The organism is Psychrobacter sp. ANT_H56B (assembly GCF_008369245.1).
In the GTDB taxonomy this organism is placed as follows: Bacteria; Pseudomonadota; Gammaproteobacteria; order Pseudomonadales; family Moraxellaceae; genus Psychrobacter; species Psychrobacter cryohalolentis.
Genome location: NZ_VOBF01000002.1, coordinates 230,165 through 255,677, shown reverse-complemented (window position 1 = coordinate 255,677; position 25,513 = coordinate 230,165). Strand labels below are relative to the sequence as shown.

Genomic DNA, 25,513 nt, shown 5'->3' with positions numbered 1-25,513 from the left:
TTTTAATCCCTATTAATGTTCTATAAAACGTAAAAGACTATCTTATGACTGTTCAAGACCATGATATTACCGCTGCTACTGATACTGCCAATTTACCGCAGCCGATACAGCCGCTGTTAAAGCATGCTACTTATAAGGCTCATACCACGGATTTTATTGTTAACGAGTTGCTACCATTAGAGTTCACCGGTGAGGGTGAGCATCTCTGGCTACATATCCAAAAGTCAGGGATGAACACGGCGTATCTTGCCAAATTATTGTCCGAATGGGCGGATATTCCTTTACGTGATGTCGGCTTCTCAGGACTGAAAGACCGTCATGCGCTAACAACGCAGTGGTTTAGCTTGCGCATACCAAAAAAGCAATTACCAGACTCTGAGTTTGCGCCCGTAGATATCGGTGCTAATGAGTCAATCACTATCCTTGAGCAGCAGTGGCACAATAAAAAGCTCAATCGTGGCACGCACCGCGCCAATCAATTTATTATTACTTTACGAGATATCCAGTTTGCTGATTTAGAAGTTACAGCGTCCGAGCAGGATTTATCGGCTAAACAAAGTGACAAAAGTGCTGTCGAGCAGCATTTAGCCAATATCAGCACAACGGGCGTGCCCAATTATTTTGGCCCGCAGCGCTTTGGTCGCAGTGGCAACAATATTAGAGAAGCATTGTCGTTGTTTGCGCGTCCTGTACCTGAGGCCCGTCCGCCGTTTAATAAAGGCAAACGTAAACGCGTGCCACGCGAGCAAAACACTATGGAGCTATCGGCGGCACGCAGTTTGATATTTAATGAGATATTGGCAGCACGTGTCCGTGATGGCAGCTGGAACCACGGACTTGCAGGTGAAGTATTTAATCTAGATGGCTCAGGCTCGATATTTGCAAGCGACGAGATAGACGATACCTTACGAGCCCGTCTTGAATCAGGCGATATCCATCCGACCGCCGTGCTGTGGGGCACAGGTAATGAGAAGGTCAGCGGCAAAGCGGCAGCCATGGAAGCGGACACCGTAGCGCATAGTCCATTGTTAACACAGCTAGCCACAGGTCTAGAGCAGCGTGATATCAAGGCGCAAAGGCGAGCACTACGATTACCTATTGAAGCATTAAGCTGGGAATGGCAGGATACAAAAGGTAGTCAGATACTGATCTTAAACTTTACTTTGACGACCGGTAGCTTTGCGACCAGCGTATTAGCAAGTTTGGTACAAGAATTAAATACCTAGACATTATCTATGTCATAACCGGTTAAGAATCTAAAAGATTAAAGTACTGATTTATTTGCTAGCGGTATAAAATGAGATAACCGTGCTACTTTCTGCTGCTAGTATCTCGTTGGCACTAACGACTTGATTACGTCCACGATCCTTGGCTTCGTATAGTGCTTTATCAGCGATACAAATCAAGCGCTGGCAAATGTCGATGGGCAATTGTGCCTTCGCGATTTCTGTGGCGACTCGTTTTCTTCTGTGAGCAATTCTTCGTTGCGAGCTGTTTTGTATTGGGCTACTTTTTTGCAATTCTTTAATAGATAAACGGTCTTTTTTTGAATTATTTGGCGATTGTATATTCTCTTCTAATTCAGTAGCCCTATATTCACTTTGAATATGAATACGCTCAGCATGCGTTAAAGTATAAACCCCTAAACTTGCCGTGACATTAAAATCTGTATGGTTGTCGCCACTGATGACTTGCTCAGCAATATCTCGTCGCAGCTGTTTAGCAATCGTCATGACGCTATCATGCGAGGTATCTGGGAGCACGATTAAAAACTCTTCTCCACCATACCGACTCACAATCGCCTCTTCTGTCAATGAATTCAATAAGGTTTGTGCAACCTCTGACAATACTTGATCGCCAACATCATGACCATAATTGTCATTAATGTTTTTGAACCAATCTAAGTCTAATAATATAATACTGACGTCCTGCTGATCTCTCATTGCCAAAAGCGCCTGCTGCATTTGCGTTAAGCCATAACGGCGACTTTTTAGCTGAGTCAATTCGTCATGATTGGCATACTGCATAATCTCCGCTTTACTGTTATCCAATATCAACAGCAGCGTGCGAAACATATAGATGATAAAAATCGCTTTTGGCAGCGACATATAAATATGTGTGCTGCGCCAAAAAAACGCGGAAGAAAAACGCAGTTGATTAAACGTATCCCAGCTAAGTGTCCCATTTTGGAATATGGACGCAGAGATGGCATTTTCGATAGCCGTGGTCTCGCTATAGGTCAAATAGTTATAGCTATCCAAGGGAAAAGAGGTCGTTGTCATTTGTTGCAGGTTGGGAATCGTAAAGCCGAAATAGGGAATTAATGCAGCCGAAAAAATCAGCATACTATGAGCCAAAAAAGCCTTCCATACATAACGTCGCCGTATAAGCATCATACCCAGCATCGCCCCGCCCACCAGCGACACCCCAGCCACCAAGCTGCTATGCCCCATTACCAAAATAACCACCGCAATATAAGTACTATAAAGCGTGATTAATACCGCCTGCCACGTATGTAGCGAGCCGCGACCGGTTTTAATAGGCGATGAGCGACTGATCATCCATAAAAAGAAGAGTCCGAGCAGCGTAATGCCAATCCATAAAGGATACAATAGCGCCATGTCAACATAGGAGCCATAGGTCTCTCTACGAAACCAAACATACAAGCACCAGATCCAATGTAAGGTAATTTCCATCAATACAAACAATGCTAGCAGCAATGCTCTATCAGCAGCCTGCCACTCGAAAATAACTCGAGAGAGTTTTCTATAGCCTAGATGAGATATCGAAAAAGCCATAATGAGCTACCGAAAACAATGAAAGTGATTGAGTTAAAACCAGAGCAATCCATCCGGTGTCATGATTGATACTAAATCTGAACTTATCATTGAGTGTGGCAATTTTTGATCTATTTATCAATCCGTTTAATTGATTCATCGGTCAATAAGTGCAGCTGTGTTCTATTTAAGATAAAGCCGCAAAAGATTGCCAGATACCTTGCTGTTCGGGATGCATGTTGGGGACATCGCCCAAGCGTCGCCATGGCATATTACTCCCATGAAAGTCGCTGCCTATCGATGCAGCAAGCTTGTGCTCAGCAATACTACGGTCAACCATTTTACGCGTACTGACAGGCTCGCTATTGGCAGGTAGCTCACAAGCATCACCACCAAGCTGCGCAAATTCTTCGATAAGCTTACGGACGCGCGTCGCTGACAGCTGATACCGCGTTGGATGTGCCAACACCGCTTTGCCACCACATTCCTGTATCAGCTCAATGCCGCGCTGCATCGTCAGCGCCTCGATCGCCACATAAGCGGGTTTATTGTCTGCCAAATACTTATCAAAGGCTTTTTGTACCGTCTTTACTTCACCACGTTCAAATAACACTTGTCCGATATGTGCGCGCCCAACGGCTTGCGGGTTGCCACTAGCTTTAGCAAGAACAGCTTGCCACAGCTCATCATAATCGATACCAAGCAGCTTACTGAGTTTTTCTGTAATACGTTGACCGCGAGTCGCGCGGCTGTCTTGCAACTGTTGTAGGGTGGCGTGCATTTTTTCGCGGTCGGTAAAATCAAGACCAAGTACATGAATAATTTTATTGGTAGATTTATTTTTACCGTAGCCGCCGCTCAAAGTATGCTCACAGCTGATTTCTACGCCATTAATCAGTTGTATATTGCAAGCTTCTGCCGCGGCGCGTGCTTCATCGATACCTAGCAAGGTATCATGATCGGTTAAGGCCAATACATTAATGCCAGCCGTATGGGCGCGCTGTACCACTTCTGCCGGCGCATAAGTGCCATCAGAGCAGGTACTATGACAATGTAAATCTATTTTCATAAAGCAAGCCTTAGAGTTTTGAATATTCTTGAGTAAAATAAGGTTAAAAGTGTCAAAGCAGCTCATATCAGAGGATTATAGTGTTGATTGCTTTTTTTTGGCGCAGTAGACGTGTAAACTAGCGCATACGTTTTAGTTGGACATTTTATTTGCTATGAAAGCCTTATTAGACTTCATTCCTTTGATCGCGTTTTTTATTGCTGCTCGTTACAATGGTATTTTGGCAGCAGCTGGCGCATTGCTCGTTGCTACTATCATCGTCTATGCGATTCACTTTGTGCGTCAAAAGGGCAAGTTCGACAAACAGCAATGGGTCGTCTTATTGTTAACTATCGTTTTTTGCGGTGGTACTCTGCTGTTACGTGACGATATTTACTTGCGCTGGAAATCACCGATTATTAACGGTATTTTTGCGCTAACGCTGTTGGTCAGTGCCGCAATCAATAAACCTTTGATGCAATTGGCAATGAAAGATGTTTTTTCGCTCACGATGAGTGGTTGGAAAAAACTGACCATTGCTTGGGCATTGTTTTTTGCGATGATGGCTGTCCTACATTATATCACGGCATTTACCATGTCAGATGAAGCTTGGATTAACTTTAAAACTTATGGCTGGATTCCGCTGATGCTGGTATTCGTAGTTGCTCAGTTTTTGTTATTGAAAAAGCATCTAAACCCTGCATTGACGGATAAGTCAGCTAAATAAAAGTCAAATAGGAGCTGATAACTTAATAGTAGATATTTTGTTATCTCTGAATGCCACTGATAACTATCATGCTTTATAAAGTCTGATAAGACAAAATGACGCATGATAGTTATGGATTCTAACGCTCTATTTTTATTATTAATTGGGGAAGCAACATGTCTTTATTCGCCATTATCGGTCATGACGTAGCAGGCAGTAGCGCGCAACGTCAGCTGACACGCCCAGAGCACGTTGAGCGCTTACAAATATTGAATCGTGAGCAGCGCTTGATTATCGCCGGTCCAACCCCTATCGAGCACGGGAAAAGCGAGATGTCAGGCAGCCTGATTATCGCGGACTTTGACTCGCTTGAGGCAGCTCAGAACTGGGCAAGCGCTGAGCCGTATTTGCGTGACGGTGTTTACAGTCATGTCGACATCAAGCCATTTATTCAAGCTCTACCAGCAGTGAATGTCAGCACAACAAATGAGGTAGCATCATCGTGATTCAGCGGTTACTCTCATTAAAAAGTCGTAAAACTGGTCTTGTAAGTACTGTTTTTGTGGGCATAGTATCTATTGCTGCCCTGTCAATGTCAGTACATGCAGCGCCAACACTGACTAGTCAAACCGAGCCCGCAGCAGGGATTGTGCCAGCACTAATCGCAGCTAACAACGCTCCTCAATCGAGCGACCCTCAAACAACTGCTCCGGTCATAGAAATGGCTACCGCAGCAAAGCCTGCTACCGATATTAACGATACCTTGGCGGCACAGCTGCAACCATCAAATAAAGCTTTATCGGCTGCCAACCAAGAATTACTAAGCCGTAATGCCCAGCTGCAACGCCAAGTCAATGATTTGCAGACGCAAGCAAACGTCTTGGTTTATGAAAGTCAAGGTCAATTATTTTTATATGGTGCATTTACTGTTTTGCTTAGCCTATTGGTCGGTATTTTCATCTCATGGCTGGTATTTGTTCGCCGTGAACGCTGGTAGTTGCATTTTTATCGATTGAAATCATCTATTGGATTGATGTCTACCGATTTGATGCTCCACTTCCTACTTGCTTGACCACTGTTGGGTTGATAAATAATTATGCCTAAACCAGATTCTATGGCTATTAATACAACCAAAAGCACGACACCAGCATATGTTATCTCTCCAGCCAACATTGAGTGGCAAATTGATGATGCTGGTAATGAAGTGCCAATATCAGGTGAGTTTGACGATGCCTATTTTTCGCAAGCAGATGGTTTAGCAGAATCTCACCATGTATTTTTGGGACATGATCAGCTGCCCACGCGATTGGCAAACCTTATTCCTAAGCAATGCTTTACGATCTACGAACTAGGTTTTGGTACAGGACTTAATTTACTCGCGACTTGGCAGTTGTGGCGACAGCTTCGATTAAAACATCCGCACTTAGCAAGCGCCCGTTTGCACTTTATTACTACCGAAAAACATCCCGTCCCCCTTAATGACTTAGCAAAGATACTTGCCCCACTGGGACAATGCACACCTGAACTGGCACTGTTGATTGAGCAACTTTTAACCAGTTATCCTCCTCTTATCGCTGGTTGTCATCGGCTAGATTTTATTGATGATAATTTAACCCTTGATATTTGGCTAGGTGATGCTAGTGATAGCTTAGCAAGTTTAGATAGTGCAGTAGCTACTCAGCGTCCGTACATCAATGCCTGGTTTCTAGATGGGTTTGCGCCTTCTTGCAATGAGATCTTATGGACAGAGCGTATCTTTAGCCACATGCAACGCCTATCACGTGCTGGTACGACTGCTGCTACCTATAGCTTTGCAGGTATCATCAAACGTGGATTACAGTCGCAGGGTTTTGTCATTAAAAAGAGCAAAGTGCTTGGGTCTAAGCGTGAGATGCTCACGGCCGTTATGAGCGAGATGTCATCTTTAGATAAGCCTATTTCAACCTTATCTAATAAGGTGCCTTTGTCCAACTATCCTAATAATGCAGTCGTTATCGGTGCTGGTGTGGCAGGACTACTGACTGCATGGTCACTTGCCAATCGTGGTATAAGCGTGACAGTGCTCGATAAAGACGCACCGCTGGCTGGTGCATCTGGTAATCCGCGTGCCCTACTCGCCCCGAATATGACGCCTATTCATCATGTTTATGAGCATCTGCATTCTATTGGCTATTTATACAGTGGTCGATTATATCGATACTTTAATCAGCAAGCTGCTATCCAAAAATCGCCGCTGATACTTGAGCAGACCGGCACATTAGACTTACTGGTGAAAACTAATATTGGTACGGAGCAGATTTCAGATTATCCAGATGTTATGGCAACCACTGCTAGCCCCGAAAAAGCACAAGATATCATTGGTTTAAAAGATAAAGACTTAGCTCATAATTTGTATCTGCCACAGTCCGGTTTGGTCAATCCACAAGCCTTGAAAACTGTTATTCTTGCGCACCCAAATATCACCTATCAGCAGCTCAATATTATTAATATTAAGGAAACCGAGAACAGTATCATTTTGATAGGCTCTAAAGAGGACAAAAATGCGAGCCAAGCCTCTTTGACTATCACAGCTGACCATGTTGTGATTTGCGCGGCTTATGAAAGCCATCAATTGGATAAACGTATCGTTAAGTGCCGTACGATTCGCGGGCAACTGTCTTGGTTTACGCCAACTGCGCAGCAACTGACTAGATTGCCTAAATTGCCGCTCAAATACAGTGGCTACTGTGCGCCATTTATTGGACAGAGCGGTGATGCGGAACTGAACCATATTAGCGAAAATCAGCCACAGTTTTTACTTGGTGCAAGCTTTATCGATGGCGATACCAATATCGATGTCCGAGATGAAGAAAATCAGCAAAATTATGACAAGTTGATTGAAGATATGCCTGAATTAAGCAGCGTCTTGCCAAATGATATCAGTACATGGCATGCGCGTGCTGGCATTCGTACTCAAACGATGGATTATCATCCATTGGTCGGATTACTTGCACAGAGTCAGCGTTTATGGACCATGTCAGCAATGGGTGCAAAAGGTTATGCGATTGCACCTATATGTGCCGAAGCCTTAGCAGATATGATGTTAGGCTGTTTTACACCTTTATCTGCCGCTATGTTGGCGCGCCTATCGCCCAATCGGGCGCGGCTACATAAAGTACATAAGCATAAAACACGTCAATCATTAATTTAAGTTCAGTACCTTAGCTATATGCCTAATTATGACCCTCACTAATGGATAGCTGTCTTATTATGAAAACTCTTCCCTCTACCCTTATAAAATCAAAACCATATTTTCAGGCTGTATCTGCCATTTTTTTAAGCTTAACACTGTTGATTGCCTGCAAAAAAACACCAGAGCCTGAGACCACTAATGAAACAGCCACAGATGTGGCAGTTCAAACGACACCTGTGACTTCCAACATTAATGTACCCAATGTTACTGATGATATTAATGCCAACGCGTCTGCTGTGAATCCAGAACAAGATGTGAACTTAACGGAGCTAGAGGATAATCTTGGCACAACGGATACCTCTGTCATTGACCCTGCTCCAGCGCAAGCCATTACAGGCGCGCAAATCACTGACGTTAAATATCGAAGTGCCTCGGGCGAATCATTATCAGTCGTTTTTGAGACTTCAGCAGCGGGCATGCTTAATGCCATCATCACCTTACCGAACAAACCTAAAATGACCTTAAGCGCGCCTGAGGGTCAAGGTAATAATCCTACCTATCGCTCAAGCGATGGCAATGTTCAGCTAATTAGTCATGCTGGCGGTGGTACGGTAGATTTTATTCAAAATAATAAAATGACAAGCTTTGATGCCATTAGTGCCGATGCAGAATTGATTACTGAATAAGCTTTATAAGTATAAAAACATGTCGTAAAGTTAGTGGAAATGGCAATAAAAAAGGCTGCAAACGTTGATATCGTTGCGGCCTTTTTTATTGCCTAACTGACCCATTTTTCTGTTATTTAACCAAATCCAGTAGTTTTACCAAACAGACCCACAAGCCAGCTCATCAGTGACCACAGACCCCAGCCAATAATAGCAATGACAATGAGACCTAACATATCAGGAATATGCAGATACAGCCAAGCAACCACTCGATTGCGCCAAAAAGCGCCAAAACGACTCTGCTGCTTATCTTCAAGTGATTGATGCAAAAATGGGCGATCCATATGGATGGTTTCGGTGATGCCATACTCGTTTTGTAGATGCTCATGGACGATGCTCAAGGTCTTACGACTAGGACGAATAAAGATGTCAAGCAGCGTCCCGATACCCGGTACGATACCAACCACCATATCAATCAGTGCCAATCTAACAGCGGGCGTCATTTTATGTGCGGGTACACCGAGCTGACGACCCAATATAAATGCATAACTGGTTAATGCCAGACCTGCTAAATCTCCTGCCAGCGGAATGGTCGAGAGCGCCGCATCTGCGCCCATGCCTTGCTTGGTGAAAGGCACACGTACGAGCGAATCCATGGTATTGGCAAATTTTGCCAATTTACGCTCCGTCTCAATCACCTGCTCGCGCGTCAAACCATTCTCAGCCAATCTTGCCTCATAATCACTCTTAGGCATATTATGCACAGATGATTTCTTGGTCTTTAGTCTCGAAAATTTATTGAGCTTATCCATTAAAAGTCGTCCAGATACAAGCGATGGCTATAAGAGCAAAGACGTAACGTCCTACCCATATATTGGCTAAAAATGCTTTAAAACAAGCCAAAGCATTACGACTGGCACACGCACTGTTTTGCTTAGCAAACATCATCGCGACTAACGCCAAGCCAAAGACTGGCGTAATACCTAAACTGGTCGGGGCAAAATAATGCCACATGACTGCGCCCATGATAACTAAAAACAACATCTGTAGTAATGAGATGATAATCACATCATAACGACCAAATAATATCGCGGTTGATTTGACCCCTATTTTTATATCATCCTCTCGGTCAGCCATTGCATATTGAGTATCATAAGCAACTGTCCAACACATATAAGCAAGGAATAACAACCAACACCAGATATCAGGCGCGCCTTGTATCGCGACATATGCCATCGGTATCGACCAGCCGAAAGCCGCCGCCAAAAATACTTGCGGCAAATGCGTATAACGTTTCATAAATGGATAAATAAACGCCAATATGACGGCACCAAACGACCAATAGAATACTTGAATGGGTAAAAACAGAAGCAAACTTGCACTCAATAATATTAATACTGAAAAAGCTGCAATTGCCTCTTTAGCAGACAGACGGCCATCAGCTAACGGACGACCTTTAGTACGGCTTACGTGACCATCAACTTTACGGTCGGCAAAATCATTAATCGCACAGCCTGCTGCCCGCATCAATATCGCTCCAAGGGCAAAAATCACAAAGATACTGAAACTGGGTAGCCCTGCCGTAATGCCTGCGCCTTGTTGCTGCGCCTGCCCCATCGCAGCGAATAATACACCCCATAATGTTGGCCATAGTAGCAGTTCAATACCTACTGGCTTATCAAAACGTGTCAGCTGAATATAAGCTTGTAGCTTGTCGTTAAATGTCATGGCGTTTTAATTATCATGGATAGAAAATAGTAAATAATGATTTGGGTGTATAGCAATTTAAGTTATAGAACTTGGCGTACGCTATAGTGAGTTCAATATAAAAGAGTTACGCTCAGAATAGCATTATGCTGGAATAAATTTCTCTCGCTTGCTGTGCGCTTCGCACTCCAGAGGCTTCGTAAAATTTATCCCAGCAGTACTGTATTCTTTTTAAATTGAATCGACTATACTTTTTTTGATACTAATAATGCCACTAGACTTGTTGCCATATCTTATTGGCTTCAATGAGTGATAGCTCGGGATACTGCTTGCGTAAGGCTTTAATCGCAGCAACTTTCTCTTTTTGTGCAGCTTGCTGGCGTAAAAATGCCAATTGCTCTTTAGGGTTACTTAACTCTTTTAGACGTGCTTCAAGGCGCAAGATTCTGGTACGCAGCATAATATTGATTAACAATAACGCCGCACCCATCACCCAAATGATTAATACAGACATTCCCTGCTCCTAAATTTATAAGCTGTCTTATTTGATATTATTAAACGAAATAACCGTCAAAACGTACTGCTTCATTATTCCAGCTTTCACTTGGCTGTTGATCAGCAAGTAACGGCGCAAATTGGGGACGCTTAACGATGACGCGACCTTGTTTTTGACCGTTTTGACTGACAACGGCTTGTGCAGATTGTAGTAATTGCTGTTCTTCATCTAACGTTGGCGGATGCGCTAATTGATGCAACGCTTGCATATGCTTACCGACTTTCGCGCCTTTCCCCGTCTTGCTATCTTGATAACTGTCTTCTGGAAACATAGGGTCAAGATATATCACATCAATGGCCTGCTCGTTATCAGCCCCTAGATAGTTATTAAACCTTGCAAAATAAGTGAGCGCATCGGTATTAATAACCTGCAAACGTGACATCAGCTTTTGCCAATTTGGCAGCGTACTCATACGCAGCTGCTCTACAAGCAACAATAACGCCATCAATGGCTGCTGCTCAAGCATGGTAACTTGGGCGCCAGTACTCGCCAGTATTAGACTATCATGACCAAAACCAGCAGTTGCATCAATGACCTGACTATCTGCGGTCAATTTCGCTGCTTGTAATAACAGCTCCGACTTACGCCCTGCACTGACTACGCGCCGCTGCATTTTATCCCATTCAGGGGCAACGCTTAACCCATCACTCAGCCATGAAAGTTTATCTTTTTCATCTAACAGCAATATAGGTTGGGTAGCTATCTGGCTTAACTGCTGGCGACGTTTTTGATTTAATTTCTCTGTCACCAGTTCAGTATTCAAAATAATGGGTAGCTTATGCTCAGCTATGAGTGCCTGCAAGCTTTCAACTTGACTGGCCTGCGTTTCATTAACATAAAGTAGTTGGCAGCTTATATCAGCAGTCAGCACTTGCTTCAAATTGGTCATGACCGCCATTCCTTTCTAGTATTTACAAGCGCATGAATTACCATCAAAACATTCCACCAACAAACTTAGCCTGCCATCTGATAACCAAAACCCCAAGCGGCTATTAAAACCAACACACCAGTGATAATACGCAACCATGCAAAAATTTTAAAGTCACGGCGACTGACCCAAGCGACCAATAAGCGAATACAAAGCAAGGCGATGATAAATGATACGACAGTACCAATGCCTAGCACTAACCAATCTTCACTACTGGTTAAAACGTCACGATGCTTAATAAAATCTAGTAGAGCCGCACCAATAATAACCGGAATACCCAAGAAGAATGAAAATTCAGCAGAGGCTTTACGTGAGACGCCAAGCCACAATGCACCAATAATCGTCGCACCTGAGCGCGATGTACCGGGTATCAATGCCAAACATTGCAGCAAACCTATCATCAAAGCTGTTTTTAGGCTAACGTCTTCTGCTTCTTCTGCAATAATGGCTTTCGGGCGATTTTCAACATAAAAGATCAGCAAACCACCGATAATCAGCATAATTGCAACGACGATAGGATTGAATAAATAGGCTTTAATCTCATCAGCAAAAGTAAAACCAACAATCATCACTGGAATAGTGGCGACAATTAAGCTAAGTCCCAGCTGACGAGGATTACTCATCCCTTCTGCTTTACCCGTCAGCAAACCCATCAGTGCCTGCCAGAGTCTGCCCCAATAGTCATATATGACCGCTAAAATAGCGCCAAACTGCACCACCACCACAAACAAATCGACTTTTTCTTTGGTCCAAAAACCCATCAAATCAGCGGATAAAATTAAATATCCTGTGCTAGAGATGGGCAAAAACTCAGTGATACCTTCAACGATACCCATGATGACAGCTTGAATTAATAAAATAATATCCACAAAATTATTCCTAAGAAATTCCGAAAACAGTAAAGGCGTTTGTTTTATATTGTTATATTCGTAATACTGTTATTGTCGCGTGCGACACTTGAAAGCTTTATAAGCACTGAATATAGAAAGGGTATACTAAGCCTTACCTTGCTCTTTCAACGTTTTCCACGCTTGATTGCGTAAGTATTTGGGTAAAGCTTGCGCCGCTTCTGTTCCGCCATTGACCATAAACTGAGCCACACCCAATTGTCCTATCACGGTCGCATCAGGATGGATATCAGCATGAATAATCTGACCGTCATGTAGACTTAATAAACCGGCACCGTTGCCAACGATAGGAATCTCTAGCGCTGTCTGGCTATCATAATCAAGTAGCTGCTCAGTATCTTCGCCATTGTCTTGATTAACCGCCTGCATAATATTGTCTATTAGAGCATATTGCCCAAAATATACCTGCTGCATACGCGCATCAAGGGCACTGTATACTTCGCTTAAACCCTGTTGCTGATACGCCGCTTGCGCAATCGCTTGCAGGCTTGAAACGCCCACACAAGGAATATCGTGCGCGACAGATAGCGCCTGTACCACTGCCGTATTGATTCGTATACCACTAAAGGCACCAGGACCACGATTAAAGACAAGCGCTTGTATGTCAGCCAGTTTTAGTTGCGCCTCAGATAATGCCGCGTCAATCATCGGTAAGATTTGCTGCGTCTGCTGGCGCTTACCTGTCTCAGTATGACTCGATAACACTTGACCGCTGGCATCTAAAATGGCGATCGAACACTGATCGAACACGGTATCCATTGCTAAAAACATCATAACCTCGGCTAATTCTCTTGACATCGTAAAACAGCGCCTATCATAGCATTTAGGACAGATTAATTGACTTACTTTCTATATTTTTCATGCATTCTTTATGAGAATTCACTCAAATATCCAAAATATGAAAAAACCTCAAAGCTCATTTAGCTTTGAGGTTTTTATTATCAATATTTCCCAGTAGCACTAAATCATTTAAAAACGTGTTTTAAACTTCTTCGGCGCTTGGTTTTGTAGCTCTTGCATCTGTTTTTGCATCTCTTCAGTGCTTGGCATGTTATTTGGGTCAAGTCCCATCTGCTTTGCCATTTGCTGTGGGTTCACATCTTTAACACCACCTTGCTGACCGCCACCGCCGAATAATGGACCACCGCCGCCTGCTCCACTGCCGCCGCCCATCAACCCTTGCATCGATTTCATCATTTTACTGATGCCTTCAGGCTTAGAGATCATTTTCATCATTTTTGCCATTTGCTTGTGCTGCTTGAGCAAACGATTGACGTCTTGAATCTCACGACCTGAGCCTGCAGCAATACGGCGCTTACGACTTGGATTGATTTTATCAGGATTTTTGCGCTCAAATGGCGTCATCGAATTGATCAACGCTTCCATCTCACGTACTTTTTCTTCAGGCTTGGCATCTTCAACGGCTTTTTGCATATCAGAGCCGCCCATACCTGGCATCTTATCTAAGAAGCCTGCCATGCCGCCCATGCTTTTCATTTGCTGAAACTGGGTCAATAGATCTTCAAGGTCGAACTCGCCGCCCTTTTGCATCTTTTTCGCCATTTTTTCGGCTTTATCACGGTCAATCTTTTGCTCAACTTCTTCAACCAGACTTAAGACGTCACCCATGCCAAGGATGCGTTGGGCAATACGCTCTGGATGGAATAGCTCTAGCGCATCTAGTTTCTCACCGCGACCCAAGAATTTAATTGGCTTACCTGTGATGGCGCGTACAGAAAGCGCCGCACCGCCACGAGCATCGCCGTCAGTCTTGGTCAAAATAACGCCCGTTAATGGCAGCGCATCATTAAAGGCTTTGGCGGTATTTGCCGCATCCTGACCGGTCATCGCATCAACAACAAACAGTGTCTCAGAAGGATTGACCGCAGCGGTTAACGCCTTGATTTCATCCATCATGGTTTCATCAATAGCCAAACGACCCGCTGTATCAATAATCAAGATATCTTGATATTGAATTTTAGCTTCTTCGATAGCACGCAAGGCGATATCAATCGGGTTTTCGTCGCTACTTGAGTTGACGAACTTGGCATTTACTTGCCCTGCTACTTGCTCAAGCTGGGCAATCGCTGCGGGACGGTAAACGTCAGCAGATACCAGCATGACTTTTTTCTTATGGCGCTCTTGTAAGAACTTGGCCAATTTACCGGCAGTGGTAGTTTTACCAGCACCCTGCAGACCTGCTAGCAGATAAATAACCGGCGGCTTACCTGTCATCTCAAGCTGCTGATTGGCACTGCCCATCATTTCAGTCAGCTCGTCATGGACGATTTTGACAAATGCCTGTCCTGGTGCTAACTCTTTAAGCACTTCAGCGCCAAGCGCTTGCTCTTTGACACGCTTCACAAAATCACGAGTGACTGGCAATGCCACATCGGCTTCTAACAGCGCCATACGTACTTCGCGTAAAGTGTCTTTGATATTGTCTTCGGTCAATTGCCCCGTGCCTGCGATATTGCGCAGACTAGACGACAATCGTTCTGTTAAGGTATCAAACATAAATAACTCTCAGTTAAAATAATTCTAGATTAAGCTTAACTCTTCATAAATGAAAGAGTTGATAAATACTATTAGGGTATGCGATCACAGGTATTCAAGCTCAATTGCTAAGCATTTATCAGGAATACATAAGACGGTGCTCAATTGAGCGCCATTTTATGATAAATTGGGTAATTATTCTAATAATACCACTTTAGCATGAAATTAAGCGCGTATTTTGCGCGCATTATGAGATGAGGTTTTATATCTTGCAACTTGCATTTTTACTTGCTGCGATGGCTTATTTCTTAGTCAGCATCTATATTGGTTGGGCGCTGATTCAAGATAGACCTATCCATAAAGGCCCAAGCTTAGGCTTATTATTTGTGGGCATGGTGGCACACGCAGGGCTACTTTATCCACACATAGTCACACTCTATGGGCTAAATTTCAATCTGTTTAATATCATCAGCTTGATCAGCTTATTCTTTTTGTTTTTTTACGTCATGTTTTCTCTGTATCGACCTATTGTCAGTCTGGGTATCCTCGCGGCACCGACCGCTCTTGTAGGTATGCTAATCGGTTATATTGGACGCGCGCCTTATCGTCCGATTACGGATATTAGCATTGGTCTTGAGTCTCATATCTTGCTGTCGCTTGCCGCATATTGTGTGCTGCTGATGGCAGCGGTACAAGCGCTATTTTTGCGACTACAAATACGTGAGCTTAAGCATCAATCGATTCACCGCTTTTGGGTCAACAAGCTGCCGTCTCTTCAAAGCATGGAGAGCCTATTATTCGATATGCTATTGGTCGGCTTTGTCCTGCTTAGTATCGCACTGGGTATTGGTTTTATCTACGTAGATGACTTGATGGCGCAGCATCTTGTGCACAAAACAGCCTTTAGCCTGATGTCTTGGCTGCTGTTTGGCGCATTACTTATCGGTAATTGGCGTGCTGGATGGCGCGGAAAACGTGCCGCTAATATGACTATCTATGCTTTTATTTTATTAGCGATTGGCTTTGTTGGTAGCAAGTTTGTATTAGAGATGCTGTTATAGAACCAGTTCCACAGTAGTAATATAGTAAAAAGCTGTGAGTATTAAATAATAATACTCGCAGCTTTTTTATTAAATATCTTTTAATACTCTGTTCTAAATTTCAAACCACTCTAATGAAAACCTAATTAAATACTACCGTCTTATTCCCTGCGACAATCACGCGATTTTGTACATGCCAATTGACTGCGCGAGCCAATACATTACGCTCGATATCGCGACCAATAGCGCGCAGTTCAGTGACACCTTGACGATGGGTGACGCGGTGCACATCTTGCTCAATGATAGGTCCTTGATCGAGCTCAGCAGTCACATAATGGGCGGTCGCGCCAATCAACTTCACCCCTTTATCGTAAGCTTGACGATAAGGGTCAGCACCGACGAACGCAGGCAAGAACGAATGATGAATATTGATAATCTGCATCGGCCAGCGCTTAACAAAGTCTGACGACAATATCTGCATATAGCGCGCTAGCACCAATAAATCATTACCCGCCATCAATGTATGGATCTTCTCTTCTGCTTCTACTTTATTATCTTTGGTCACTGGAACGTGATAAAAAGCGATACCAAAATTTTCTACTGATTGGCGTAAAGCAATATGATTACTCACCACGCAGGTAATCTCGCAATCAAGCAAGCCGCGCTGATGACGCCATAGTAAGTCTAATAAGGCATGATCAAATTTAGATACCAAGATACCAACTTTGGTCTTAATCGCATTGTCATGTAAGCGCCATTCCATATTGTGGCGTTTGGCAACGGTATGCGCAAAACTGGCTTCAAAGTTATCGATAATCTCGCTCAATCCTGCTAAAGCGAACTCTAAACGCATAAAATATTGACCGCCTTCGTGGGCGGTTGAGTACTGATCTAACGTAATGATATTGCCGCCATAGCGATGAATAAACTCAGATACGGCTTGTACGATACCGGCTTGGTCACGGCATTTAATCAATAGGGTCGCTGTAGCAGTAATAGTAGGAATCTCTCTAGGTGTCATTTGAAGTGACGTTTTTGGTGAAGCAATCGTTGCGGTGTCTGACATAATACGCTCAATTAAAAATAAAACTTGCTGCTTACTTTGAATATAGCTAACAGCATAGGAAACCGACTATTCTAATCGTTTTTGCAAGAATTTGCTGATTGAGTTGGTTGTATTTAATTATTGAGATTATAAATACAAAAACCCCCAACGCGAGGGTTGGGGAGTTGTAAAATGCTAATTAAAAAATTACTACGCTTTTATTCAACTTTTAGGGTTTTAGAAAAACCGAATCCATTGTTACTTACATTAACAGTTGAACCTAGTTCAAATGCTTTACTAAAATCTATAATATAAGAATTAAAGCCTGCAGTTGGTGCGTTGGCTGAAGTCTCACCATTAATAGAAACGCTGTAATTTGGAGAATAAGGTGATAAAGCAACTCTAGTACGCGATGTATTCTCATTAATAGTTACACTCATACTATTGGTACAAGTCGCTCCACCATCACCAAATGGGCTAGTATTATTAATCCAAGGAGTTATCAGAGTTGACCCATTTACTGATAAATCATCTACTGAAGTTGGTAACTGATAATTGATACTTTGGGTATTCTCACTACCATTTAAGACAGTAGAAGCGTCAAAGCGCACTTTTACCCAGTTCGAGTAGCGCAATGGGTAGCGAATCTCAAAATCAGCGCGACCTTCATTGTTAGTAACAAAGGTATAACTGTCATCCGATAATGTTCCACCAATAATAGCGACTGGGTTAATCGCTTCCAGTGTACCATTAGCATTTTTATCTTCATTCAGGATAATGTCAGTATCTTTATCTAGAGTATAATTATAGTTTGCATCTTCTGTAGGATACCATCCAGACTTTAGAGGTACTGGAGTCTTCTCAGAGAAAGATCTTGGTTCAGGCGTTGTCACACTAATGAGCTTACCATTCTCATCAAACTCCTTAATGTCAGCCGCTTGATAAGTTACGGTACTATCCAATAAACAATATTTTCCTTGTGCGTATTCAGTAGCATAAGACTTAACCGAAACTTCCTGATTCGGTACAGCACGTCCTGAGCCATCCATGACAGATATTGAGCCACGTATCGTATAATAGATATCATCAGATGATAATTTATTACTGAATGCCAAAGTAGTATATACCGCTTCTTCTGAGACGGTGATATTAGCAGTCTTGATACCAATACCTACATTGTCTTCTAATAAACGTGCATTAATAATCACGCCACCAATAGGAGAGCTAGCATTAGCCTGATAAATAACTCGTGCCTCACCTCTACTGTTTGTTACTGCTGTGGCAGCAGATAAGCGACCTGCCGATGAGTCTGAGGCGCGACTAAATACCACCGTTTGCCCTTCTACCGGTACATCATTTTTATCTTTGACCGTAGCAATAACTTCAGTGCTACCACCTGGAGTAATAACAGATCTGACTGCTTGGAATAGCATTCTAGCAGGGGTGGTAGCTCGGAATCGCGTATCAACAGTAGTTCTATAACGTGGTTCACCATTTGGCAATGTATCGCCCAATATGGTCGCTTGTAAAGCAGTAATGCCAGCAAGCTGCGATGTTAAAGTAACTGGTATCGTAATAATATTGCCATTTATATTAGCGGCGTCAATGGTTTTTGTAACAATAACTTTGTTGCTAGCAGCACTACCATCTGCAAATTCACCAAGCGTCGTTTGCACTTCGACTTGCTTACCAATCAGACCTTCCGCTTGTACCGCTGTATCACGACGTATCTGGATATTTATGACCTGTGGTGTATTAACATCATAAACGTTTTTAACGTCAATAAAACTGATGCCTGCTTGTGAGACTTTGACCAAATCAATACTGTTTAAGCTACGTTGATTATTTACCTTATTTTCACCGAAGGCACGGGCATACACACGTAGGTTGCCATTACTATCAAACGATAAGGTATCCTCACTGATATTGAAGCTCGCTTTACCATCTGCACCGGTAATCGCCGTAGCAGTAGTGGCTATAATATTACCGTCTTCACCTATCAATTCCATACCAGCATTGGCAATAGCACGTCCAGCGCCATCTACCAGAGTGGTACTAATAGTAGTTAGTCCACCATCTTTCAGCTTAGTCTCTGTAGCAGCAAGGGTAATTTCAGTACCTACCGCTGACAAGCTGAGAGATTTTTCTTCACGTATTTGCATACTGACTTTACCATCTGCATCGTACTGTGGCGTGACGATTTTAGCATTAATCACTACACTATGATTTAGACGAGCATTGACCGTATTGGCCGCTAAGATAACACCAACATCGATCTGACCATTAGCATCTGTCGTTACCATACTTGGAGTCGTTAAAGCTGCGCCGCTTGCTTCTAGATTCTCAATACTAAATTGTACAGGCACCCCTACTAGTATGCCACCACTGCTATCAGTCACACGGAAGATAGCATTCGTTTGGTCACCACCAGTATTTAAGGTAGATTTATCAGAAGATGCTATGAGCTGATAACTATCGATTGTTGCGTTATCTACAGCAACGATATAGTTTTGCTCTAACTTGATATTTTCTACGGTCGTCGTGGTTGCTGTTAAACGAATACCTGCTTTTAATATAGCTTGGTTAACATTCGCACCGGCTTCAAGCTTAAGGTCAAAAGTTGCTACGCCGTCGCTATTAGTGTTAACAGTGCCATTAGAAACGCTAACCCCAGTTTTTATTGGATCGTCTACATTTAAACGAACAGCACGATTAGCAATAGCACCATCTTTATTTTCTAAACGAACGAATACCTTAAATGTATCACCTTTGGTATTGACAACTTTATTTGCACCAATACTAAGACTTTCCTTAGTACCACTTGGATCTGGGGTCACTGTAGTCACTGAACTGGCTTGGGTTACTATATTACCATTAGCATCAGCTGCTGATAATCCAATAGAAAAGCTGTTGGCATTTTTTGCAATATCTGCTTTCTGTGCATCAGTTAAGTTGTTAGGTACAGCGACAGTAAAAATAGCTTTACCTGAATTATCAGTAGTTTGACTATTACCTGATACTAGTGTAACGCCTTGGCTGGCAATAGCTGCTGGCAGCGCCAAGAATACTTTTTGGCCTGCAACAACTTTTGGCTCTACTGATTTGTCTGCAACAGTCACTTCAATTTGAGTTTCTCCACCATTTAGATTCAGTGGGTTTGTCTGTTTAGCAATCAAAGAGATTGCAGCAGTCATAGACTGTACTTTGATTTTAACTTGCTGCTGCTTACCTGTTAACGTCTCGGTCAAGGTAGCAGTTAAAACTTCCTTGCTAAGCGCTTCTTTTTGCGCATCGGTTAAATTGCTTGGGACGACAACATTAAAGTTAACTAAACCATTTTTATCTGTAGTAGCAATAATATTTGACGAACCATTTTGCTCATTTACTATTAGAAGACTTGCTAGTGATTTGTTTTCAAATATTAATTTGACTGGCTGATTGGCTATTTGCTCATCAGTTGACTGGTTATTAAGCTGGGCTTGTATCGTAACATTACTACCTACGTTGTTAAGAATGTAGCCAGCTTGATTGTCAATGTTATTAGTTGCATTAAGAATATTTAAGTCAACTTTGGGAGTTGAAATATTAACTTTGCCGATTTCAGAGTAGGTAATGCCTTTTTCGACATAGGAAAGCTGATAGTTAATACCAGTAAGCTTAAGCTTCGCCCGCTCTTCCGCTGTTAGTGTATTAGGAATACTAACTATAAAGGTTGTCTCACCATTAAAATCAGTTATTGCCGATACTGCATTAATGGTAACGCCATAGTCAATCGCCACTTTACCTAACTGGATAGCAATTGCTTGTCCTGTAACAGGTAATTGCTTATCTTTGTTCGATAGCTTGACACTAATGGTGCCTTTACCCCCAAGCTCGCTAATAGTTGGTGTTTCAATAGATGCAAATTGGATGGCGCTTAACGGTTGCTCTACCTTAATAGTTTGAATAATTTTAGACTGAGTCCCATCTTGATCAGTTACGATAGCAGTATAACCAATGCCTGTCTTGATAAGTTGATCACGTTGGGCTTGGGTTAGACTTTGGCTAATACCAATATTGAATTCTGCTACACCACTACTATTAGTAGTTTGCTGATTACCTTGAATAGTAACACCAGTACTCGAATCTTCATTTAGAACCAGTTTTACCGTTCTGCCATCTGCAGCGCTACCATTTTTACGTTTGGCGGCAATTTGCAATTTAAATTGGTTTTCTAAGATATTTACAGTAGTAGGAATGCTTTGGGCCGTTAACGTAATCTCACTTTGACCAATCTCTGAACCAATAACAATTAGACTGCTACTCGCCATACTACTAGCACCAGAAGCTTCAACTGCTTTTACAGCTAATACAAAATTACTAGCCTGTTCTAATGCTGCTTTCTGTGCTTCACTTAGTCCTGCAGGCACACGTACTACATAGCTTACAACACCTTTGTCATTAGTAGTCTGTTCAGTACTCCCATCAATAGTTAGTAAGCCTTTACTTGTCAAGGCAGTTGGTAGAGTTGCTGAAACTAATTGATTGGCTACTGCTCCACCATTTTGGTTATTTACCCTAAAGCTAATAACTGCACTACCACCAGAGCTTGAGATTTGTTTCTTATCACTCCCTTCGAAACTAACAATATTCTGTGCGAGCGGTATTTCAACTGAGCTTTCAAATGTTTTGGCTGTCACGGAATGATTAGGTTCTGACAGAGTAGCAGTATAGCTAATGCCGTTTTCTGCAAGCTCCTTTCGCACAACGTCACTTAATCCTGGTGCTAGAGACAAAGTAACAACTGCTTGACCTTTACCATCTAGAGTCAACTGATTACTTGCTAAGCTTACACCCGTAGGAGCATTATTCAGTTTAAAAACGACTTTAGCGCCTTCAATTTTGGTAGGAACAGCTGCACTAATAGCAGCAGCCGTGATCGTAAGACTTTGTTTATCACCATAAGCACTAAGTTTATTTGAATTTCCTGTAACCTTTAAATTATAGTCAGAAACAGGCAACCCTACTTTTAAGCTATTAGTGACGCTTTTGCTTGCCCCACTCTTTTCTCGAATATTAAGAGTATAAGTAATACCTTTTAACAGGTTTTCGCGTGCAGTTTCTGATAGATTCTCATCTATTTTGATATTGAAATTTACAATACCTTTACTATCAGTTACTTGATTAGAAGGACTAATAGATACGCCTTCTAAAGGTATAATCCCTAAACCTACTGTTACATCAGGAGTCAAAGTACCTTTTTCATCTTGGACTTCAACACTAAATGAGCCTGTATCACCAAAAGGATTTAAAATACCATTAGAGACAGAGCTCGTCTTGATGTTAGTCTTCACACTAAGCTTGCTCACTATTACCTGCGTGCCATCACCGCTGCCTTTTCTATTTACAGAAACTTTTAGTTCTTGTGGTGCGATAGCAGTACCATCAGCTTTCTTAGCACTTGCTACTAATGTAAAGCCACTTTCAATCAGGGCAGCCTTATCAGTAACTGCATTTGGATTTAACTTAAGCTTATAAACAGCATTACCATCATTATCGGTAGTTTGTACACTTTGACCTTCGATCGTAATACCATTGGTTTCAGAGTTTTTTACTTGTAAGCTGACTGCTTTACCAACCATTGCCCCACCAGAGCCCACTTCAGCAGCTTTGACAGTAACTGTAAAGATAGCTTCTTCATCTGATAACTCAATAATGGTAGGTGCTGTGCTAAGTTTTTGGATAAAAAAATCCGGTTCAATAACTGGAGGCTGTACCCCGCCATTACCACCGCCATTATTACCACCACCAGTATCTGGCTTAACACCTAAATCAGGTGCAGGCGCAATTATGTCTGTGCCATCACCGCCACCACAACCTGCTAATGCCAAGGCTCCAGTTAAAGTAGTGAGCTGAAATAACTTAAAAGTGAATGGTAATGAGCTGTATGACATGTTTGGAACTCCGCAACGGCAATCATTTATATAAGTAAACAGGCAAAATCATTACACGGAATCCTAATGGATTGGTAATGATACATACATTTACAATAATGCCAGTAGTATTAACAGATTGTATTAAATATATAACTGAGACTTTACTGACTTTTGTCATAACTTACAACCAAAAAGTGAATCCTTATTATTAAATAATCAATAACATAGAGCGCTCATTTCAGGGTATAATAGCTACCCTTTAAACCAACAACTATCACAAAAATATTTGAGTATTCATTACTTTTATGGTATAAATGTCGGCTTTAAAATTTTCTGATTTGGTTTGCCTGTTATTTGCCTTTAGATGACAGTAAATCAGCTCAACCTTCATATAGTTTTGTTTGGTGCAAAGCTGCCGCTTGCTGTGTCCATGCCGCAAATACGTGCAACTTGCCCAGACTGGTATGAGAAAAACTCATACCTCATAGATTAGGAGTTCGCCATGTCTAGAGTTTGCCAAGTGACTGGAAAGCGCCCTATGGTGGGTAATAATGTTTCGCACGCAAACAACAAAACCCGTCGTCGCTTTCTACCAAACCTTCACAACCATCGTTTTTGGGTAGAGTCTGAAAATCGTTTTGTACGTCTACGTGTGTCTACCAAAGGTATGCGCATCATTGACAAATTGGGTATCGATAAAGTGCTAGTAGATCTACGCGCACAAGGTCAAAAAGTTTAAGTAAATATTGGCAGTCTAATCTATCGATAAATATCGCTATTTAGGCTGCTGTTATGCTGAATATTTACCAGCTCATATATTTATGACTGGATACTATCTACAGCAACTTAATACTTTAGACCCATACCTATCGATTTAAGACCGCTCATTTACAGGAAAGCCATCATGAGAGATAAAATTAAATTAGTATCAACAGCTGGTACTGGGTATTACTATACCACTACCAAAAACAAGCGCACTATGCCTGGCAAAATGGAAATCAAAAAGTTTGATCCAAAAGTACGCCAGCATGTGATCTTTAAAGAAGCAAAAATCAAATAATCTCTATTTTTATAAATGGTTTTATTTGAACAAAAAAAGGGTTTATCAATTGATAAACCCTTTTTTATTGTCGTTATTTAGACTGACTACTATTTATCTATTTGCTATTGATTTATACATCATTAACTATAGTGCGTCGGCTCTTTGTCATAGACATGTGCATGCCATTGACTCATCTGCTTTTGCATAATCACTTGGATTGCAGCATGAATCATATGCTGCCCAATCGCTTGGGTATCACTACCTAATATCTCTTTTAACTTATCAGAAAAATCAATGGTCATCAGCGGCGCATCATCTTGTTCAGCATCACGTAAGAGCAATTTGCCATCGTCTGCTTCTACCAGCTCAAGGGTTGTCTCTTTGGCAAACCCTGCAAACTGATCGGTACTGTCATTATCTACTTCAATCTCATTATCGATATCGTATGGCATTCATTGTATCCTTATTATCCCGATTTATACCTGTAAAAAACGCGCTGATTCCACTTACTAAAGCTACTGTCTTACAGTCATGCGGGCAAAACTATCTTATTTATACAATGGACGCTTTGGCGCTATAATTCAAGAGCTGTTCTATAAGTCTTTTGCACAACTCAGGTTCGTTAGTCTTAGTTTTATAGAAATTAACAGCGTTTAACGCCAGTAACGCAGTTTTGCTAGGGTAAATAAGAAAGCAACAAACATACCGAGATAGTACATGAGCTTTAACTCTAATGTCGGATCACGATATTTGAACGGTAACGCTACTGTCGCAGTCGCGGTTGGTAGTATCAATAACATGAGCAGCCAGTTTTCAAAGACGTGTAGCCAACCTTGCAAATCAGTTCCATGACGAAGTGAAGACAGTCCTAGCAGCAGGCAGGCAATAATTAAGCTGGTGAATAAACCATTTGGTAGGTCTTTTGGATAAATGATATTGGCAATACTGGTCGGTATGATTCTCATGTAGAATTCCAGTCAAGCTTATAGAGCATGACTTAACGGTGAAAAAGTGTATCAAAAAACAACTTATAAAAATATTACAATGTTATCTTTATTAAGGAGCTTTATCTCTACTAGTAAAAACTTAACTATAAGTACCCATTAACCACAGCATTGAGATACAAGATGTCAAATACCCCAAACTAATGGCATTCCAGCTCTCTATATGCATATCTTTAACCTTGTTAAGTAGGCGTGAACCTAGCCAAAACAAAAGGGGAATGCCTAGTATAAATGCGGGTACGATCACCGCCGCATGGCGTAATACTTCACCAGCATCTTCACCAACCATTAAGCGAAAGCCATAACCTGCTAGACTCAGAACAAGGGCGAACATGGCTAAGCCAATAGTAATACCTTTGGGTACTAAGCTACGTGATTGTGAGGCTTGCTGGGACTCGGCTCGATGTTTTGCATTTTGCATATTCATATTTTACCTTTAGCTGACGTGTCGCTTAATATAATCAGTCATACAGCGGCTATTAATAATAGGTAACTTTACTATTT

Annotated in this window: 23 protein-coding genes; 9 read left to right on the top strand and 14 right to left on the bottom strand. The window is 42.0% G+C overall.

Annotated features, from left to right (window positions below):
• Positions 1-44 precede the first annotated feature (44 nt).
• Complete coding sequence (gene truD / locus FQ082_RS03790) at positions 45-1,226, top strand: tRNA pseudouridine(13) synthase TruD (protein WP_149492093.1); 1,182 nt, start codon at positions 45-47, stop codon at positions 1,224-1,226.
• A 51-nt stretch (positions 1,227-1,277) separates the two neighbouring features.
• Here truD and FQ082_RS03785 read toward each other — a convergent pair whose 3' ends face one another.
• Together FQ082_RS03785 and FQ082_RS03780 are read right to left on the bottom strand one after the other, a co-directional pair.
• Positions 1,278-2,798: a sensor domain-containing diguanylate cyclase gene (locus tag FQ082_RS03785; RefSeq protein ID WP_262498144.1), complete on the bottom strand. Its 1,521-nt coding sequence runs from the start codon at positions 2,796-2,798 to the stop codon at positions 1,278-1,280.
• A 166-nt stretch (positions 2,799-2,964) separates the two neighbouring features.
• On the bottom strand, positions 2,965-3,846 hold the full coding sequence (locus FQ082_RS03780; protein ID WP_049751816.1) for a PHP domain-containing protein: 882 nt from the start codon (positions 3,844-3,846) through the stop codon (positions 2,965-2,967).
• A gap of 154 nt (positions 3,847-4,000) precedes the next feature.
• Here FQ082_RS03780 and ispZ point away from each other — a divergent pair, with 154 nt between their 5' ends.
• From ispZ to FQ082_RS03755, 5 genes are all read left to right on the top strand, one after another.
• A complete protein-coding gene (ispZ, locus tag FQ082_RS03775) occupies positions 4,001-4,552 on the top strand; it encodes a septation protein IspZ (protein ID WP_011514294.1) in 552 nt (183 codons plus the stop codon).
• Positions 4,553-4,707: 155 nt separating this feature from the next.
• Positions 4,708-5,037, top strand: a complete 330-nt coding sequence (locus tag FQ082_RS03770) for a YciI family protein (RefSeq protein WP_149409285.1) — start codon at positions 4,708-4,710, stop codon at positions 5,035-5,037.
• Between the two features lie 86 nt (positions 5,038-5,123).
• On the top strand, positions 5,124-5,528 hold the full coding sequence (locus tag FQ082_RS03765) for a hypothetical protein (RefSeq protein ID WP_262498143.1): 405 nt from the start codon (positions 5,124-5,126) through the stop codon (positions 5,526-5,528).
• Positions 5,529-5,627: 99 nt separating this feature from the next.
• Positions 5,628-7,721, top strand: coding sequence for an FAD-dependent 5-carboxymethylaminomethyl-2-thiouridine(34) oxidoreductase MnmC (mnmC, locus tag FQ082_RS03760; RefSeq protein ID WP_149492091.1), 2,094 nt, complete (start codon positions 5,628-5,630; stop codon positions 7,719-7,721).
• A 59-nt stretch (positions 7,722-7,780) separates the two neighbouring features.
• Positions 7,781-8,389 carry a hypothetical protein gene (locus FQ082_RS03755; RefSeq protein WP_149492090.1) on the top strand — a complete coding sequence of 203 codons (609 nt, stop codon included), beginning with the start codon at positions 7,781-7,783 and terminating at the stop codon, positions 8,387-8,389.
• A gap of 116 nt (positions 8,390-8,505) precedes the next feature.
• On the opposite strand, the gene FQ082_RS03750 is transcribed toward FQ082_RS03755, so the two are convergent.
• From FQ082_RS03750 to ffh, 7 genes are all read right to left on the bottom strand, one after another.
• Positions 8,506-9,123 carry a DUF4112 domain-containing protein gene (locus FQ082_RS03750; RefSeq protein ID WP_188018910.1) on the bottom strand — a complete coding sequence of 206 codons (618 nt, stop codon included), beginning with the start codon at positions 9,121-9,123 and terminating at the stop codon, positions 8,506-8,508.
• A 49-nt stretch (positions 9,124-9,172) separates the two neighbouring features.
• Positions 9,173-10,096, bottom strand: coding sequence for a 4-hydroxybenzoate octaprenyltransferase (ubiA, locus tag FQ082_RS03745; protein ID WP_149492088.1), 924 nt, complete (start codon positions 10,094-10,096; stop codon positions 9,173-9,175).
• Positions 10,097-10,349: 253 nt separating this feature from the next.
• A complete protein-coding gene (locus FQ082_RS03740; protein ID WP_149492087.1) occupies positions 10,350-10,589 on the bottom strand; it encodes a hypothetical protein in 240 nt (79 codons plus the stop codon).
• A 40-nt stretch (positions 10,590-10,629) separates the two neighbouring features.
• Positions 10,630-11,520, bottom strand: coding sequence for a class I SAM-dependent methyltransferase (locus FQ082_RS03735; RefSeq protein WP_149492086.1), 891 nt, complete (start codon positions 11,518-11,520; stop codon positions 10,630-10,632).
• A 65-nt stretch (positions 11,521-11,585) separates the two neighbouring features.
• On the bottom strand, positions 11,586-12,428 hold the full coding sequence (locus FQ082_RS03730) for an undecaprenyl-diphosphate phosphatase (RefSeq protein WP_011514303.1): 843 nt from the start codon (positions 12,426-12,428) through the stop codon (positions 11,586-11,588).
• A gap of 126 nt (positions 12,429-12,554) precedes the next feature.
• Positions 12,555-13,238: a tRNA (adenosine(37)-N6)-threonylcarbamoyltransferase complex dimerization subunit type 1 TsaB gene (tsaB, locus tag FQ082_RS03725; RefSeq protein ID WP_149492248.1), complete on the bottom strand. Its 684-nt coding sequence runs from the start codon at positions 13,236-13,238 to the stop codon at positions 12,555-12,557.
• A 198-nt stretch (positions 13,239-13,436) separates the two neighbouring features.
• Positions 13,437-14,984, bottom strand: coding sequence for a signal recognition particle protein (gene ffh, locus FQ082_RS03720; protein WP_020444154.1), 1,548 nt, complete (start codon positions 14,982-14,984; stop codon positions 13,437-13,439).
• Positions 14,985-15,217: 233 nt separating this feature from the next.
• On the opposite strand from ffh, the gene FQ082_RS03715 reads away from it, so the two are divergent.
• A complete protein-coding gene (locus FQ082_RS03715; protein WP_149492085.1) occupies positions 15,218-16,024 on the top strand; it encodes an inner membrane protein YpjD in 807 nt (268 codons plus the stop codon).
• Positions 16,025-16,145: 121 nt separating this feature from the next.
• On the opposite strand, the gene purU is transcribed toward FQ082_RS03715, so the two are convergent.
• Together purU and FQ082_RS03705 are read right to left on the bottom strand one after the other, a co-directional pair.
• The gene (purU, locus tag FQ082_RS03710; protein WP_223145342.1) at positions 16,146-17,024 is read right to left on the bottom strand and encodes a formyltetrahydrofolate deformylase; all 879 of its coding nucleotides are present in this window, start codon (positions 17,022-17,024) and stop codon (positions 16,146-16,148) included.
• 242 nt (positions 17,025-17,266) lie between these two features.
• On the bottom strand, positions 17,267-22,981 hold the full coding sequence (locus tag FQ082_RS03705) for an Ig-like domain-containing protein (protein ID WP_149492083.1): 5,715 nt from the start codon (positions 22,979-22,981) through the stop codon (positions 17,267-17,269).
• A gap of 484 nt (positions 22,982-23,465) precedes the next feature.
• Here FQ082_RS03705 and rpmB point away from each other — a divergent pair, with 484 nt between their 5' ends.
• Both rpmB and rpmG read left to right on the top strand, forming a co-directional pair.
• Complete coding sequence (gene rpmB, locus FQ082_RS03700) at positions 23,466-23,702, top strand: 50S ribosomal protein L28 (RefSeq protein ID WP_011280972.1); 237 nt, start codon at positions 23,466-23,468, stop codon at positions 23,700-23,702.
• Positions 23,703-23,867: 165 nt separating this feature from the next.
• Positions 23,868-24,023 (top strand): 50S ribosomal protein L33, encoded by a 156-nt coding sequence (gene rpmG, locus FQ082_RS03695; RefSeq protein ID WP_010201403.1) that lies wholly within the window; start codon positions 23,868-23,870, stop codon positions 24,021-24,023.
• A 122-nt stretch (positions 24,024-24,145) separates the two neighbouring features.
• Here rpmG and FQ082_RS03690 read toward each other — a convergent pair whose 3' ends face one another.
• The 3 genes from FQ082_RS03690 to FQ082_RS03680 all read right to left on the bottom strand — a co-directional run bounded on the left by FQ082_RS03690 (position 24,146) and on the right by FQ082_RS03680 (position 25,436).
• Entirely contained in the window at positions 24,146-24,457 is a 312-nt protein-coding gene (locus tag FQ082_RS03690) for a hypothetical protein (protein ID WP_011514309.1), read from the bottom strand.
• A 201-nt stretch (positions 24,458-24,658) separates the two neighbouring features.
• Positions 24,659-24,970 (bottom strand): hypothetical protein, encoded by a 312-nt coding sequence (locus tag FQ082_RS03685; protein WP_011514310.1) that lies wholly within the window; start codon positions 24,968-24,970, stop codon positions 24,659-24,661.
• Between the two features lie 121 nt (positions 24,971-25,091).
• Positions 25,092-25,436, bottom strand: coding sequence for a hypothetical protein (locus tag FQ082_RS03680; protein WP_149492082.1), 345 nt, complete (start codon positions 25,434-25,436; stop codon positions 25,092-25,094).
• Positions 25,437-25,513: the final 77 nt, after the last annotated feature.

Coding starts and splice junctions, on each gene's coding strand:
- rpmB (WP_011280972.1), top strand. CDS start 23,466: ATGTCTAGAGTTTGCCAAGTGACTGGAAAGCGCCCTATGGTGGGTAAT.
- FQ082_RS03715 (WP_149492085.1), top strand. CDS start 15,218: ATGAGGTTTTATATCTTGCAACTTGCATTTTTACTTGCTGCGATGGCT.
- ffh (WP_020444154.1), bottom strand. CDS start 14,984: ATGTTTGATACCTTAACAGAACGATTGTCGTCTAGTCTGCGCAATATC.
- FQ082_RS03740 (WP_149492087.1), bottom strand. CDS start 10,589: ATGTCTGTATTAATCATTTGGGTGATGGGTGCGGCGTTATTGTTAATC.
- tsaB (WP_149492248.1), bottom strand. CDS start 13,238: ATGTTTTTAGCAATGGATACCGTGTTCGATCAGTGTTCGATCGCCATT.
- FQ082_RS03750 (WP_188018910.1), bottom strand. CDS start 9,123: ATGCCTAAGAGTGATTATGAGGCAAGATTGGCTGAGAATGGTTTGACG.
- rpmG (WP_010201403.1), top strand. CDS start 23,868: ATGAGAGATAAAATTAAATTAGTATCAACAGCTGGTACTGGGTATTAC.
- purU (WP_223145342.1), bottom strand. CDS start 17,024: ATGACACCTAGAGAGATTCCTACTATTACTGCTACAGCGACCCTATTG.
- FQ082_RS03685 (WP_011514310.1), bottom strand. CDS start 24,970: ATGAGAATCATACCGACCAGTATTGCCAATATCATTTATCCAAAAGAC.
- FQ082_RS03785 (WP_262498144.1), bottom strand. CDS start 2,798: ATGGCTTTTTCGATATCTCATCTAGGCTATAGAAAACTCTCTCGAGTT.
- FQ082_RS03705 (WP_149492083.1), bottom strand. CDS start 22,981: ATGTCATACAGCTCATTACCATTCACTTTTAAGTTATTTCAGCTCACT.
- ispZ (WP_011514294.1), top strand. CDS start 4,001: ATGAAAGCCTTATTAGACTTCATTCCTTTGATCGCGTTTTTTATTGCT.
- FQ082_RS03780 (WP_049751816.1), bottom strand. CDS start 3,846: ATGAAAATAGATTTACATTGTCATAGTACCTGCTCTGATGGCACTTAT.
- FQ082_RS03680 (WP_149492082.1), bottom strand. CDS start 25,436: ATGAATATGCAAAATGCAAAACATCGAGCCGAGTCCCAGCAAGCCTCA.
- FQ082_RS03690 (WP_011514309.1), bottom strand. CDS start 24,457: ATGCCATACGATATCGATAATGAGATTGAAGTAGATAATGACAGTACC.
- mnmC (WP_149492091.1), top strand. CDS start 5,628: ATGCCTAAACCAGATTCTATGGCTATTAATACAACCAAAAGCACGACA.
- truD (WP_149492093.1), top strand. CDS start 45: ATGACTGTTCAAGACCATGATATTACCGCTGCTACTGATACTGCCAAT.
- ubiA (WP_149492088.1), bottom strand. CDS start 10,096: ATGACATTTAACGACAAGCTACAAGCTTATATTCAGCTGACACGTTTT.
- FQ082_RS03765 (WP_262498143.1), top strand. CDS start 5,124: ATGTCAGTACATGCAGCGCCAACACTGACTAGTCAAACCGAGCCCGCA.
- FQ082_RS03755 (WP_149492090.1), top strand. CDS start 7,781: ATGAAAACTCTTCCCTCTACCCTTATAAAATCAAAACCATATTTTCAG.
- FQ082_RS03735 (WP_149492086.1), bottom strand. CDS start 11,520: ATGACCAATTTGAAGCAAGTGCTGACTGCTGATATAAGCTGCCAACTA.
- FQ082_RS03770 (WP_149409285.1), top strand. CDS start 4,708: ATGTCTTTATTCGCCATTATCGGTCATGACGTAGCAGGCAGTAGCGCG.